Origin of the sequence: Parasphingorhabdus sp. (genome assembly GCF_036964675.1) — a bacterium.
Lineage (GTDB): Bacteria > Pseudomonadota > Alphaproteobacteria > Sphingomonadales > Sphingomonadaceae > Parasphingorhabdus.
Map to the genome: position 1 here is coordinate 4892 of NZ_JBALTF010000059.1, position 14038 is coordinate 18929.

At 57.3% G+C, this 14038-nt stretch carries 16 protein-coding genes; 8 read left to right on the plus strand and 8 right to left on the minus strand.

Annotated features, from left to right (window positions below; all coding sequences use genetic code 11):
* From V7665_RS10575 to V7665_RS10585, 3 genes are all read left to right on the plus strand, one after another.
* On the plus strand, nt 1-839 hold an 839-nt coding region (locus tag V7665_RS10575; protein ID WP_335664504.1), incomplete at its 5' end, for a TonB-dependent receptor domain-containing protein.
* Between the two features lie 17 nt (nt 840-856).
* Entirely contained in the window at nt 857-1720 is an 864-nt protein-coding gene (locus V7665_RS10580) for an alpha/beta fold hydrolase (protein ID WP_335664505.1), read from the plus strand.
* A complete protein-coding gene (locus tag V7665_RS10585) occupies nt 1721-2989 on the plus strand; it encodes a spinster family MFS transporter (RefSeq protein ID WP_335664506.1) in 1269 nt (422 codons plus the stop codon). It abuts the gene before it with no gap.
* Nucleotides 2990-3058: 69 nt separating this feature from the next.
* On the opposite strand, the gene V7665_RS10590 is transcribed toward V7665_RS10585, so the two are convergent.
* From V7665_RS10590 to V7665_RS10605, 4 genes are all read right to left on the minus strand, one after another.
* Nucleotides 3059-4006, minus strand: coding sequence for a hypothetical protein (locus V7665_RS10590; protein WP_335664507.1), 948 nt, complete (start codon nt 4004-4006; stop codon nt 3059-3061).
* A gap of 108 nt (nt 4007-4114) precedes the next feature.
* A complete protein-coding gene (locus V7665_RS10595; protein WP_335664508.1) occupies nt 4115-4465 on the minus strand; it encodes a nuclear transport factor 2 family protein in 351 nt (116 codons plus the stop codon).
* A 10-nt stretch (nt 4466-4475) separates the two neighbouring features.
* Entirely contained in the window at nt 4476-5462 is a 987-nt protein-coding gene (gene bla / locus V7665_RS10600) for a subclass B3 metallo-beta-lactamase (RefSeq protein ID WP_335664509.1), read from the minus strand.
* 60 nt (nt 5463-5522) lie between these two features.
* On the minus strand, nt 5523-6284 hold the full coding sequence (locus V7665_RS10605) for a helix-turn-helix domain-containing protein (protein WP_335664510.1): 762 nt from the start codon (nt 6282-6284) through the stop codon (nt 5523-5525).
* A gap of 128 nt (nt 6285-6412) precedes the next feature.
* Between V7665_RS10605 and V7665_RS10610 the strand changes: the two genes are divergently transcribed.
* Nucleotides 6413-6841, plus strand: coding sequence for a hypothetical protein (locus V7665_RS10610; RefSeq protein WP_335664511.1), 429 nt, complete (start codon nt 6413-6415; stop codon nt 6839-6841).
* 108 nt (nt 6842-6949) lie between these two features.
* Here V7665_RS10610 and V7665_RS10615 read toward each other — a convergent pair whose 3' ends face one another.
* The gene (locus tag V7665_RS10615) at nt 6950-7954 is read right to left on the minus strand and encodes an SDR family oxidoreductase (protein WP_335664512.1); all 1005 of its coding nucleotides are present in this window, start codon (nt 7952-7954) and stop codon (nt 6950-6952) included.
* Nucleotides 7955-8036: 82 nt separating this feature from the next.
* On the opposite strand from V7665_RS10615, the gene V7665_RS10620 reads away from it, so the two are divergent.
* On the plus strand, nt 8037-8861 hold the full coding sequence (locus V7665_RS10620) for a TauD/TfdA dioxygenase family protein (protein WP_335664513.1): 825 nt from the start codon (nt 8037-8039) through the stop codon (nt 8859-8861).
* A 780-nt stretch (nt 8862-9641) separates the two neighbouring features.
* Nucleotides 9642-10079 (plus strand): FKBP-type peptidyl-prolyl cis-trans isomerase, encoded by a 438-nt coding sequence (locus tag V7665_RS10625; RefSeq protein WP_335664514.1) that lies wholly within the window; start codon nt 9642-9644, stop codon nt 10077-10079.
* A 172-nt stretch (nt 10080-10251) separates the two neighbouring features.
* Here the strand turns inward: V7665_RS10625 and arsB are convergent, their stop codons facing one another.
* From arsB to V7665_RS10640, 3 genes are read right to left on the minus strand one after another with little or no spacing between them, the layout of a single operon-like run.
* A complete protein-coding gene (arsB, locus tag V7665_RS10630; protein WP_335664515.1) occupies nt 10252-11319 on the minus strand; it encodes an ACR3 family arsenite efflux transporter in 1068 nt (355 codons plus the stop codon).
* Between the two features lie 52 nt (nt 11320-11371).
* Entirely contained in the window at nt 11372-11827 is a 456-nt protein-coding gene (locus tag V7665_RS10635) for an ArsI/CadI family heavy metal resistance metalloenzyme (RefSeq protein WP_335664516.1), read from the minus strand.
* Nucleotides 11824-12153, minus strand: coding sequence for an ArsR/SmtB family transcription factor (locus V7665_RS10640; RefSeq protein WP_335664517.1), 330 nt, complete (start codon nt 12151-12153; stop codon nt 11824-11826). Before V7665_RS10640 ends, V7665_RS10635 begins: the two co-directional genes overlap by 4 nt.
* A 181-nt stretch (nt 12154-12334) precedes the next feature.
* Here V7665_RS10640 and V7665_RS10645 point away from each other — a divergent pair, with 181 nt between their 5' ends.
* The gene (locus tag V7665_RS10645; protein ID WP_335664518.1) at nt 12335-13207 is read left to right on the plus strand and encodes an alpha/beta fold hydrolase; all 873 of its coding nucleotides are present in this window, start codon (nt 12335-12337) and stop codon (nt 13205-13207) included.
* A 153-nt stretch (nt 13208-13360) separates the two neighbouring features.
* Nucleotides 13361-13579 (plus strand): hypothetical protein, encoded by a 219-nt coding sequence (locus V7665_RS10650; RefSeq protein WP_335664519.1) that lies wholly within the window; start codon nt 13361-13363, stop codon nt 13577-13579.
* Nucleotides 13580-14038: the final 459 nt, after the last annotated feature.

Sequence of the window (14038 nt, forward strand, 5' to 3'; positions counted from 1 at the left end):
CGCGCGGCGTTGGCGTGAACGCGCCTACAACCAATGCCAGCGGCATCCCGAGCGATAGCGAAGTCGCTGCCTTCCTAAGCTTCCGTCCGGAATCGGTCGACAGCTATGAAGTCGGCTATAAGGGCAGCCTGCTTGACGGTGCTCTCAATGTCGCGATCGCCGGCTTTTATACCGATTACAAAGACGTGCAGATTCCCGGTTCGGTCGCCTGCACCGTTGGCGGTCTGCCTTCCTTCTGCGGTGTGATCAACAACGCCGGCAAGGCCACCTTGAAGGGGCTCGAGTTTGAAGCGGATGCGCGGCTTGGCCAGGATTTGGTTGCCAGTGGTGACCGGCTGAACCTGTCCGGCTCGCTTGGCTATATTGACGCAAAATATGACGAATATATCACCAACATCGGCGGAGTGCCGACCGATGTCGCGCAATTCCGCTCGGTTCAGAATACGCCAGAATGGACCGCCAGCGGTACATTTTCCTATTCTACGCCAGTCGGAGAAGGCGACCTCTATTTCGGGACAACCCTGTCGTATCGCAGCAAGGTCAATCAGTTCGAAGTAGCCAACCCCTTTATCGACCAGAAGGGATTTGCCCTGTGGGATGCCAATCTCGTCTACAACGCGCCGGACAAACGTTGGAGCATTGGCCTGCACGGCAAGAACCTGACCAACAAGAAATACAAGACGTCGGGTTATACCTTTGTGGCCGCCAATCCAACGACCGGCGTGATCATCCCTGGAGCCAACGGCCAGCCGATTGGTACGCTTGGCCCTGAAGGTACGCTGACCGCATTTTACGGCAATCCGCGCCAGGTCTTTGTCACCGCCGGGGTGAAATTCTGAACGACATCTAGGCCAATATGATGAAATATGCCGACCATGTCTATCGCAGTGCAGACGACCGGCTGAATCTTTACGCCCGGTTCTATCGCGGCAACGGTCCAACGTTGCTGATGATGCACGGCCTGACGCGAAACAGTGCTGATTTTGAACCTTTGATCGAGGCGCTGGATGGCAAATATCAGGTGATTGCCGTGGATCAACGGGGACGTGGTCGATCGGACCACGACCCGGAGCCGGGGAATTACAATCCGGCGGTCTATGCGGCGGATATGTTCAGACTGCTGGACGAACTGGCAATCGAGAAAGCCGTGCTGATTGGCACATCGATGGGCGGATTGATTGCCATGGTCATGGCCGCCATGGCCCCGCATCGGGTGAGCGGGCTGATATTGAACGATATCGGCCCGGATGTGGAGCAAAGCGGCCTCGACCGGATCCAGGCCTATGTGGGTGCGCTGGAACCCTTCGCCAATTGGAAAGCCGCCGCCGCGCATTGCAAACGGATCAACATTGACGCCTTCACCGATGTGGATGATGGCTTCTGGATGGAATTCGCCCGGCACACCTGCACCCAAATGACCGATGGACGCGTCGGCTTTGCCTATGATCCATCCATCTCGGAAGGATTTTCGGACGGCAGCGCCAATGTGGCGCCGCCCGATCTCTGGCCGATGTGGGACCTGCTGGCGGCGATCCCGCTGCTGTCGATCCGTGGCGCGATATCGGATATATTGTCCGCGCGCACCGTCGCTGAAATGCAGCGTCGCCACCCGGACAATTTTACCGCGATTGAGATTCCCAACCGTGGCCATGCGCCGATGCTCGACGAACCGGAAGCACTCGCGGCAATCGATCTTTTCCTCCAGTCGCTGGAAAACTGAATGGCGGTTTCGAAATCTGCGAAAGTGACCTCGCCCAATATCGCGCTCGGCATGTTGCTGATCGTCTATATTTTCAATTTCGTCGACCGCCAGATACTGGCGATCCTGGCCGGCCCGATCCAGGCCGATCTCGGGCTCAGCGACACGCAGATGGGGCTGCTCGGCGGCGTTGCGTTCGCCTTGCTCTATTCCACGCTGGCGGTGCCGCTGGCCTGGATAGCGGACAAGACCAATCGCAGCTGGGTGATTACCATTTCGCTGGTGATATGGAGCGGATTCACCGCCGTCTCCGGCCTCGCGCAGGGCTTCTGGTCGATATTTCTGGCGCGACTGGGCGTCGGCATCGGTGAAGCCGGCGGCGTCGCGCCTTCCTATGCCGTGATCTCCGACCATTTCCCGAGCGAGAAACGCGCCCGGGCGCTGGCGATCTATTCTCTGGGCATCCCGTTGGGCTCCGCCACGGGCGTGGTTGCAGGCGGTTATATTGCCGCCACCGTCGACTGGCGTCTGGCCTTTTTTGTCGTCGGCTTTGCCGGCTTGCTGATCGCGCCCTTCTTCAAATATTTGGTCCGCGACAAGGTCAAGAAAACCGCACCAGCCGATCAAACCGCACCTCCCTACAGCTTCAAGGGGACCGTGGTTCTGTTGGCTAAAAAGAAGGCCTTCTGGTTTCTCGCCTTTGGCGCCGCGTCCAGCTCGATGCTCGGCTATGGCATTGCCTTCTGGCTGCCCAGCCTGTTGCAGCGCAGCTTTGGTTTGAGTCTGATCGAAACATCCTTATTCTTCGGTGCGATATTGCTGATCGGCGGGGTTGCCGGTGTACTCGGCGGCGGCATGATCGGCGACTGGCTCGGCAAAAACAACAAGGCCGCCTATGGGCTGGTGCCAGCGGCCGCCTTCCTGCTCGCGGTGCCATTATTCGCTGCCGGTATCATGAGCGGCTCTGCCACCGCCGCCTTCATCCTGTTCCTGATCCCGCAGGCGCTGGCCTATTTCTGGCTCGGACCGGTGCTGTCGGCGGTCCAGCATCTGGTGCCGGCCGATTCCCGCGCAACCGCATCGGCCCTGTTCCTGCTGATCAACAATCTGATCGGCATCGGCGGCGGGATATTCTTCCTCGGCGCCCTGTCCGACAGCCTGACGCCGATCTATGGTGAAGACGGGCTGCGCTATTCGATGCTCTATTCGCTGATCTTCTATGTCATTGCCGCAGCGCTGATGGCGCTCGCCGCCAAGCCGCTGAAAAGCGAATGGATCGAGGAAGGCTGATCGGCCTGCCTGGAGCGCTGGGCGGATATTAGTCGGGTCGCGAATTCAGAATGTTCTCAATAGAACTGCTCAATCATTCTCCCGCGTGGTCAATTCCTTCTTGAATTGATGCAACATCGCCGAACTCTGCATCGACGCAGAGACATCGGATGGAGAATTGTAAAGCGAGCTTAGCAAAATCAGATCCATTTCGCTGACCGAAGCTGGCGCAGCTTCGTTCGCGCCCGTCTTCTCAAACAGCGCCAGTATCGAATAGCTTGGGACAGTCTGGTTTCCGCTATCTCTGGCATCAATATAAGACCGCATCGCTGCATAGTCGGCAATCTGGATCGTGGTCAGGTCGACCAACGTATCTTTTTCCAACAGCAAAAAGGAGTGGGTCATCGATTGCGTGACACTTCGCTTGATCTTGGACTTCACGTTTGAAATCAACGTCGCCACTTCGGTTTTTGCCATTTCATCAACTGGCAGAATATCGGTTTCATCGGAATTTTGCAGCGCACCCGTTTCAGCAGCCCCTTCTTGAATCCGCTTCCATGAATAGGCCGGACCACCGCTCGCGGCGATCCGTGCTCTTTCCGGTAGCGAGAGATTTCCGAACACGCGCGATTTTTTCTTGCGCAGTAATGATATGGCTTCGTTACCGTCCGCGACCACCATGACAAAAACATTGGGGCTACAGCCTACTGCGGCCACCTTCATATCAGCTGCCAGCGCAACGCCGCGCATGCGCTTTTCAACTTGCTCAATATTGGCTTCTGACAATCCAACGACTTTTGGACAGATTGGATTGGCAAAGCGGGCATATTGACCCTGATGTCTGCCGCCTTTGGGCGTCGCGATAGCGGTCTGAATAAAATCGGCTATGGCGGCTTTCGTTGTTTTGGTACCGGTGACGACGATATCGTCGTCAGATGAAGGAGGGTCGGCAAGCGTTGCCATTGAGGAGGCTGGCAAGAACAAGAGACCTGAGATTGCAGCACTCATGGTCATCAGAACATATTGCTTCATCTTCATCGCTCACTCCTGTTTGGCAGACAAATTTGCACAACGAAGCGAGCATGTAAATAAAACTTATTAGTTTTTTAGAATCAGCCAATTGAAACTATACTATTATTTCCATCTCTAGCCATCGACTGGCACAGCATAGAAGTCACGATAGGATATCAACTGTCCGTCGAGGACTTTATACAGGCCAACCCCTTCAATATCGCCATCCGGACGCTTCCAGAGCCAGCGCGACCAGGCGACATGTTCATCACCGGCGATTTCGAGCACTTCAAAATGCATCTTCTTGTCGGCCAGTTCCCTGGTCAGATGGTGCAGCAGCGCAGCAATCGCCTCTATGCCTTCGACCCGGCCGATTGCCGGATCTTCGAACACCGCATCGTCGGCAAACAGCGGGATCAGCTTGCTATAGTCATTGTCATTCTGGATCTGCCAGAATTTCTCAATCAGCTGTTTTGCCTGTGCCATTTCCAATCCCTCAATCGCTCATGATCGCATTATATTTCAGCGTCTGTTTTTGCAGTGCCGCTGCAAACGCCTGTTCCAGCTTTTCCATCATCGCCGGAAACCCATCGCGGTCGACAAAGGCCAGCGGATCGCCCGCTTTCTGGCGCTCGCGCTTTTCGATCATGTCGGAAAATTCGGGATGGTTGGTCAGGAAAATATCGGGCCTCCAGTCTTTGGTCATCGCAAAAGTCTTGCGATAGTCGGCGACAATCCCCTGATATTGCGGCGGCCCGACCAGCCGGTTGGCGGCGACGGTTGCCGAACAGAAAAGCAGCGCTTCGTAGCTTTGACCGCTCTGCACGACCGGCATGGTCCAGGAGGTGCAGCCACGGCTGTGTCCCGGGGTGATATGGGCGGTGAGCGTGACATTGCCGAGCGTCAGCCTCTCGCCATCGGCAATGATCCGGTCGACCTGGACCGGTGGCGCGTTCATCGCGCGGTCTTCCTCGGAACCCAGATAGAAGCCGCCTTCCAGCGCCGATCGATCGCCCTCGCTCGCGATCAGTTTCGCGCCGGTCATCGCCTTCAATTCGGCCAGACCGCCGCTGTGATCGAGATGCGCATGGCTGTTGAGCAGGATTTTGACGTCCTTTGGATCAAAACCCAATGTGCGGATCGCGTCGGCGACATATTGGCCCTCGCCCGGCATGCCGCCGTCGATCACGATATGGCCGGCGTCGGTCGGAATGAAATACATGCCAAGCCCTTCGGTCCCGACAAAATATATGCCCATCTTGCCGGTGCCGATGATCTGATAGGGGGTGACAGCGGCATACCAGCTGGGGAAGCTCTGCCGAAAGTCGAACTCCTCCGGAATCTCGTCATCGACCAGATTGGCGATACTATCCAGCACGTCTGTCCTGGCCGTGTCCGGCGCGGCTGGGGCTACCGCTGCGTCCTGCGTTACCGGGGCGCAAGCCGCCAGTGTTCCTGCCAATATTCCTGCAATCCAGCGCATAGCTTTCTCCTCCGTATCGGCACTTGCTAATGGGTGAGAGAGGAATGCGCAATGTCCGCGCTATCGTTCGAAAAACCGGACCGTCTCATCATCCATCGGGAACATCAACTCGATCCTTGTTTCCCCGGCTCTGGTATCCTGCACCGAACCAAATTGCGCGATCACCGAAAATAAAGACAGGCGATTTTCGCCAACCCGGAAGATGGTCGGGATCACCGCCTGATTGAGATTGATCGACCCCATGTCGACATTCTGGACCCGTTCGTGCGACGCCAGCCGTCTGGCCAGCGCGGAGAGCTGCTCGTCTCCGCCCAGTTCCAATATTTCGGTGCGCAGGCGGGAGAGGGACAGCACTGCGACCTCGTCCCAATTCTCGATCAGGTCGAGACCGGCGCAGTTGATCAATATATCGATCAGATTGGCTGGCGCATCGGGGCTGGCCAGCGCGAGGATCATCTGCGCGCCCTGGTTGCTGCCGACCACATTCCAATGGCGATCAATGGCATAGCCGGGGAAGGGATCATGATGGTCCAGCATCGTCGCGATCGCCTGATGGACCGGAGCCAGTTCCGGCGCGTCGTCGGACAGGCTGGGATAGACGGGCGCAAAACCGGCTGCATGCAGCGCCTGATTGGCGGCGGGACGGGGCAGCTGCAGGGCTTCGGCAAGGCGCAGCACCATCGTCCGGCTCGGGTTGGCGCGGCCCGATTCGAGAAAACTGAGATGGCGGGCCGACATCTCGGCTTCGAGACTGAGATCAAGCTGGCTGAACCGGCGGGTCTTGCGCCAGTCCTTCAATATCGCACCAAATTCCGACGGCATGACAGTCTCCTTCGCAAACCCTATGCAGCTTCATGCCAAAAAGTCGCAGCGCATGCACTTACCCGCGAGGTAATTGTTTTCCCTACTCGCCGCTGGTCTAACCCGATCAGCACAAAAGGGAGAATATAATGTCACCGACGACAGCAGCGCGGTTGATGCGCATCATCGGCTGGATATCGATCATCAGCGCGGCCCTGTTCGCCTGGGCCAGCGTCAGCGATCCGACCGGTGCCAATCATCTGTTTTTCACCCATGCGTCGGCCGGCGACGCGGGCCTTGCCGGGATCGCAACAGCGGAAGCCAAGCTCGCGCTGGCGATTGCCGGCGGCCTGTTCGGCGGATTGATGGGATTTTATATTTTCATCTCGGCACCCGGCGTGGAGCAGGCCAATGCCATGATCCGGCGAGGTACCGTCGCTGCGTTTCTGATCTGGTTCCTGATCGACAGCAGCGCATCCTTTAGCACTGGCAATGCGGCCAATGTCCTGATCAATATCGCGATATTGGCGCTTTATCTGGGCCCCGTTCTGCTCGTGCGGCGGGCAGCGGCCAAATAGACGATCCGGCAGAGACCCGTCGCGCCGAGCCTGTCGAGCTGCGTTGCACGGAAAATTGCCGATTGCCCCGGAAAGGTCCTTCGACAGGCTCAGGACGAACGGTGGCCGCTAGACCCGCCCGTTGACATCCTTGACCCACGGACCAAAGGGTGAATTGCCGAGCATCGCCACCTGGGTCTGGGCGCTGACCGTGTTGATCCCCACCTGCGGCTTGGGACCGGGGTGGACGGGAAGACGCAATGGTCTCTTGCCCGGTGCCATCGCGATCACCCCGGCGATGGCGCGCGGAACGTCCATCGGATCGGCAGACCCGCCGCCATTGCGCAACGCGCCATCGACCAGCGCCTGATAGGCGGCCTTGCGCTCGTCATCGGCGCGCTCCAGCATCGGCGCGGTATAGATATTGCCATTTTCCCAGATTTTCGTCGGGAAACCGCCGGGCTGGACGATAGTGACATCGACGCCGTGCGGGACCAGTTCATAAGCCATTTGCTCGCTCATCGATTCAACCGCAAATTTGGTCGAACTATACAGCCCCATGCCCGGCACCATCACCCGGCCGAGCTGCGACGAGACATTGATGATCAAGCCGGATTTCTTCGCCCGCATCTTTGGCAGAGCGGCGCGGGCGACCCGCTGATAACCCATGACATTGGTGTCGAACAGAATCTGCATCATCGCCAGATCCTGCAGCTCGACCGGAGCGCCGGTGCCGATCCCGGCATTGTTGATGACGACATCCATCGCGCCGCCGTTGAGCCGTTCGGCCTCGGCGACCGCCTTGTTGGCGGATTCTTCCGATAAAACGTCCAGTTCCAATATGATGATATCGAGATTCTTGTCCTTGGCGGTCTTTGCCAGAGTGTCCGCCTCGGCGCGCGGCAGATTGCGCATCGTGGCAAATACCTTCGCGCCCATTTCGGCATAGAGAATCGCGCCCAGATTGCCGAAGCCGGAGGAACAGCCGGTAATCAGCACCGACTTGCCGGTCAGATCCGGCTTGCCCCCGGCGGCGGCGGTCGCCGGACCGGCGGAGAGCGCGAATCCGGTGGCGGCGGTGGCACCAAGCAACTGGCGGCGGTTGAGGGAAATTTTGCTGCTTTTTTCAGACATGGAAGGACTCCTAAATTTCAAAATCACTGCTACACTAGCATGAAATCCGTTTCCAAGTGAACGGGATAAGCGGGAGAGCGACATGGAGATTATAAAAGCCAGCGAAGCGGTGGGCGCGATTGTCGAGGATGTCGATGTCACCAGGCTGAGCGATCAGCAATTTGCCGAACTCCGCCGCGCGTTTTTCGACCATGGCACATTATTCATCCGCGACCAGAAGCTGACCCCCGAGGAGCATATCGCCTTTGCCGAGCGCTGGGGCGCAATCGACTTCAACCGCTTTTTCAAGCAGCGCGAGGGCTATCCGGAAATCGCCGAAGTGCTCAAGGAAGCGGACCAGCAGCTCAATATCGGCGGCGGCTGGCACACCGATCACAGCTATGATGACGCGCCGGCGATGGGATCGATTCTCTATGCGCTGGAAATCCCGCCAAGCGGCGGCGATACGTTATTCGCGGGGATGGCGGCGGCCTATGAGGCGCTGGATGATGCGATGAAAGAGCGGATCGGCGATCTGAAAGCGCGGCACGGCAATGCCCATGTTTTTGGCGAAGCCAGCGAATATCGCAAGGCGATTGGCGACCGCTATACCAATGCCGATCAGGCCGGGCAGACGGCGGTCCATCCGGTGGTGTTGCGCCATCCCGAAACCGGCGCGAAAGGGCTTTATGTCAATCCCGGCTTCACGCTGGAAATCGTCGATATGGAAGCGGAGGAGAGCAAGGTGCTGCTGCAGGAGCTATACGCCCATATCATGCAGGACCGCTTCCACCACCGCCACGTCTGGCGCGAAGGCGATCTGGCGATGTGGGATAACCGCGCGACCTGGCATTATGCGCTGAATGATTATCAGGGGCATCGGCGCTATCTCAACCGGATCACGATCGAGGGTGTGGCATTGGGATAGCTTTTTGCGAATTTCGGGTGAGCGGGTCTGCGCAGGGCGCAAAAGCGGATGCTGGAGATAGAGTGGCCGTCGGTCAGTTAACGCGCCAATAGCAGTCATACTGCTCGCTGACCGCAAATCACCTGAAGCCGCCTTTGCGAACCTCTTGGTCGCAACCTTTTCCTGCAAAAATTGACTCTGATTTTCAAAAGCTTAGGCTTGGGGTAAGTTCACGCACATATCTGGCCAGCCAAATTAAACAACCATCCGGTGCAGACAGGGCAAAAAGGGCCAAAAAATGAAAATTACAGAACAGAAAAGGCAAATACAAGCCGGCAAAAGAACCTATGAAAGGCCTGTATTAATTCATTTGAGCGGCACATCGGACACTCATGGTAAGAATTTTTTTCAATCTTTCGAGATTCGAAGTCCGCTTTCCATGGACACTTCGGGCGCTAGTTAGTCTGGCCGCCTAGCAGCAAGACAACTCGGGATAATTCGTCCCGGGTCGCTATAGAGTGGGGTCATGGCTTGGCGGTGCAGACAGATTGTCCAGCCACGGCTGACAATATGCTATCCACCGTCCCAGTCCGCCCTTCGCCGATGCTTTCCATCACTATGCCTCAAGCGCGACCTTGCCTCCTGACGACCCGGTTGCAAAAAGCCGAAAGGCGGGCGGTAAAGATTGTGTTTGACTAGCGGGCTCCTGGTTGAGACAATTGCACCAACGCGTGTCAGTTCGATGCGCAGCCCCAAGACGGTTGAAGATACCGTCCCCCCCCCCCCCGAAAGGATATATATATGCAGAATGCAAAACAAGGTGATACGGTCATAATCGAATATTCCGTTCGTACAGGCGATGGCACGGTCGTCGGCGATACCAAAGAGACGGGCCCCCAGGCTATCAAGCTCGGCGATGGCTCGATTTTCCCTCAGGTTGAAGAAAAGCTTGCTGACATGAAAGTCGGCGACAAGGAGACGGTGGCGATCGAATGCGAAAATGCCTTTGGTCCTCGGCGCGACGAAATGGTCATCGACATTCCCAGGGAGAACCTGCCAGCCGAAACTGATCCGCAGCCGGGCATGGCTCTTCAGGCCCAGCAGGAAGACGGTTCTGCTGTCACGCTTTACGTCGTTGCTGTGGGCGAGCAATCGGTGAAAGCCGACGGTAACCACCCGCTCGCCGGGGAAGATCTTTCCTTCGACGTGACGCTTCGCGAAATAAAGGAAGCTGCTTAAAACTTTACGGGCGGTTCGGGTCGGCCACGTTGGCTGGCCGAATCGTCCGCTTTTCGCCCAGTTGTTGCGATCCCAGACGATCAAGGCTCAGGGCCATGTTCGCAATGAAGCGGTCATTCGCGACCAATTGGCGCCATAGCCCGCGTTAAATCTGCTGCACAATTTTATGATGCTAGACCGCCGGGAATTTCGACCGCGTCCGGTTGGCAAAGGCGACCAGCGACAGCATCACCGGCACTTCCACCAATACGCCGACCACGGTGGCAAGCGCCGCGCCGCTGCCCAGGCCGAACACACCGATCGCCACCGCCACCGCCAGTTCAAAGAAATTGGAAGTGCCGATCAGGGCGCAGGGCGCCGCGACATTATGCGGCACTTTCCAGGCCCAGGCGGCGGCATAGCTGACAAAGAATATGCCATAGCTCTGGATGACGATCGGCACCGCAATCAGCGCGATCAGCAGCGGCTGGGTGACGATGGTCTGCGCCTGGAAGGCGAAGAGCAGCACGACCGTGAACAACAGTCCCAGCACGGAAAGCGGTTTGACCCGTCCGGTGAAGGCGGTGATCGCCGCTTCCCCGTCGGTAGACCGGGCCATCAAGGTCCGGCGGGTCAGCGCCCCGGCGACCAGCGGGATCACGACATAGAGCAGGACCGAGAGCAGCAAGGTTTCCCAGGGCACCGCTATGTCGGTAACGCCGAGCAACAGCGCGACAATCGGCGCGAAGGCAAAGATCATGATGATGTCATTCACCGAGACCTGGACCAGCGTATAAGCGGGATCGCCCTTGGTCATCTGCGACCAGACAAAGACCATCGCGGTGCACGGCGCCGCGCCGAGCAGGATCAGTCCGGCGATATATTGCTGCGCATCATCCGGGGAGATCAGGCCGGCGTATATATATTGGAAAAATAACACCGCCAGCGCCGCCATGGTGAACGGCTTGATCAGCCAGTTGACGACGATGGTGATGAACAGGCCTTTCGGCTTTTCGCCAATATGCTTGAGGCTGGCAAAATCGACGCCGACCATCATCGGATAGATCATCGCCCAGATCAGAACGGCCACCACCAGATTGACCGAGGCATATTCAAGTCGCGCAAGACTGGCGACGGCATCGGGGGCGACATTGCCGATCAATATGCCAAGCAATATCGCGGTACCGACCCATATCGACAGCCATTTTTCAAAAAGGCCGAGGCCCGCATCAGCGGGAGTTGCAAGCGGTTGCATGGCCATATTTAAAGTTCGCCTTGTTCTGGACGGATCGCGATGGGCCTGTGTGACAGAGTCATTCCATCGCTGCTTTTGATGGCGCGCAGCAACTGGTTACGGATGCATTTTCCGAAATGGCGGACAATTTGGGGCCTTCGCCATAAACCACCGATTCGCCATTGGTGTAAAAGGCTTCCCAGACGACACCATCGGGATCGGATATCCAGCTTTTCTCGGACTGGGCATAGCAGCAGGTGGTCTGCCCCTCTTCGAGCATCGGTGCATCGGCCTGGCGCAGACGGGTGAAGACCTGCTGCAATTCATCCGGGCTGTCTGCCTGGATGCCGAGATGTTCAATGCCCTTGGTCGCGTGCTTGTCCGACGAGATGGCAAAATTGACCCGCGGATCGTCGAGCATCCATTTGGCATAATCATGCTTTGTCACCGTCGGTTCGGCGGCAAACAGCGTCGAATAGAATTTGATCGAGGCGTCGAGATTGTCGACGCCGATATGAATGTGCATGCGTTTCATGGGCAGAGCCTTTCAAGTTGGTTGGCAAGGGGCGCGCACTCGTCACCGGAACAGCAATTTTCCAGCAGGAAAGCGATCAGGCCGTTCATCGCCGCGAGATTGGCGCGGTAAATGATCAGCCGACTGTCCCGCTTTGACGAGACAAGGTCGGCGCGCGAAAGAATCGACAAATGCGAGGACATGGTATTTTGCGGGACGTCCAGCCGCCTAGCGATCTCGCCCGCCGCCAGGCCCGCCGGTTCGTGTCGGACCAGTAGCCTGAAAACATCCAGCCGGGTGTTTTGCGCGAGTGCGCCGAGCGCTTCTATTGCTTTAATCGAATCCATATATCGACATGTATGGATATATGGATAGTTTGTAAAGGGTTTGATGGATATATCTGCTCTTGTCGCAGTTTTCCGGAAGAAGCGATGATTGTTCCCGGTCTGCTTTGACCAATCCCTTGTCGAAACCCACTGCTCCGATTAGAGACCATATACAAATCTCCCTCTCGCCAACGGAAACCCCATGACCCTGATCGGCCCCGCCTCGCACAGCTATTTCTCCCAGCGACTTCGGCTGCATTATGCCGACTGGGGCAATGAGGACAAACCGCCGCTGATCCTGCTGCACGGCGGCAAGGACCATTGCCGCAACTGGGACTGGACGGCGCAGGCGTTGCGCGACGACTGGCATATCATCGCCCCTGATATCCGCGGCCATGGCGACAGCCAGTGGAGCACCGACGGCAATTATTCGCCGATGGCGATGGTCACCGATCTGGCGCAGCTGATCCATCAGCTCGACCTGTCGCCGGTCACGATTGTCGCGCACAGCATGGGCGGCAATATCGCGCTGCGCTACACCGGCCTCTATCCCGACACGGTGCGCAAGCTGGTCGCAATCGAGGGGATGGGTCCCGGCCCCGAAATGCTCGCCGAGCGGGAGAAGATCGGGCAGCTCCAGCGGGTGCGCAATTCGATCGAGGAAAAACGCAAGGCCGCTGGCCGGCAGGTGAAACGCTATCCCAGCTTTGAGGACGCACTGAAGCGGATGCAGGATGCCAACCAGCATCTGTCCGACGAACAGGCCCGCCATCTCACCACCCACGCGGTGATCCGCAACGAGGACGGCAGCTACAGCTGGAAGTTCGACCCCTATGTCCAGCATTGGGATAGTATCGATCTGACCCAGGATGCGATCCAACAGCTGTGGGCTGATATCAGCTGTCCGACCCAGCTCCATTATGGCGCCGACAGCTGGGCGAGCAATCCGGAGAAAGACGGGCGACTGAAATATTTCGGCGACAATGTCGAGGTCCGGGAATTTGCCGAGGCCGGCCACTGGCTGCACCATGACCAGTTTGAGCTATTTGTCGGGACGTTGAGAGAGTTTCTGTAGCATTTTGATTGTGCGGCACGATATGATGCACGATGCTGGGAATAACGAAGCGGGGAAAGCGCGCCGGACCCTCAAAGCTCAGAAGCGTGACCCCAACTGCCAAGCTCACCATCTTTCCCTACAGTTAAAACCTGCTATACTGCTTTCACGACTATGCTCGAGAAATTCATTTCGTTCACCAAGTACCTGCCTGCCGACCAACTGGAATCGGTGGAGCAATCGCTAGCGGCGCTGATGGAATCCCTGTCGGAGAAATATGGATTTTCGGCTGAGCAACTGATAGAACTCGACAGCCGCACGGCGGAAGAACATCCGGAATATGCCAGCGAAGCAGAGATCACCAAGATTTTTGGAAAACCGTTCAACGCATGAAAATCCGCTTTCGCCGAAAGGCGGAGGCCGACCTGCGCGCAATAATCGGATATTATCAGGATATCGCACCCAAAGCGGTCCCCAATATGTCCCCAATATAGTGTCGGACATTTACCGCTCGATCAACCAACTGGCGCATTATCGCTATTCAGTAATGTCAGTTCCGGACCGGCCCCTCCGCAGGATCGTGACGCTGAAATATCATTTTTCAATCGGCTATGAGGTGGCGAGGGATGGTGTTAATATTGTGGGGGTTTTCCGATATCAGGACCGGGTAGTTTGAGGCTTTGGTATATTTCGTAAACTGTCACCGCTATCCATTGGTCGAAAGCCGACCATGTCATCGGGCCAGATCACGCCTGTCGGGCCGCATATTGCACGGCGAGAGACTGAAAAGGATTGACCGGCTCACCGTCTGACAGCATCGTCTCAGTGGAACCAGGTTCAATCGCGAACAAG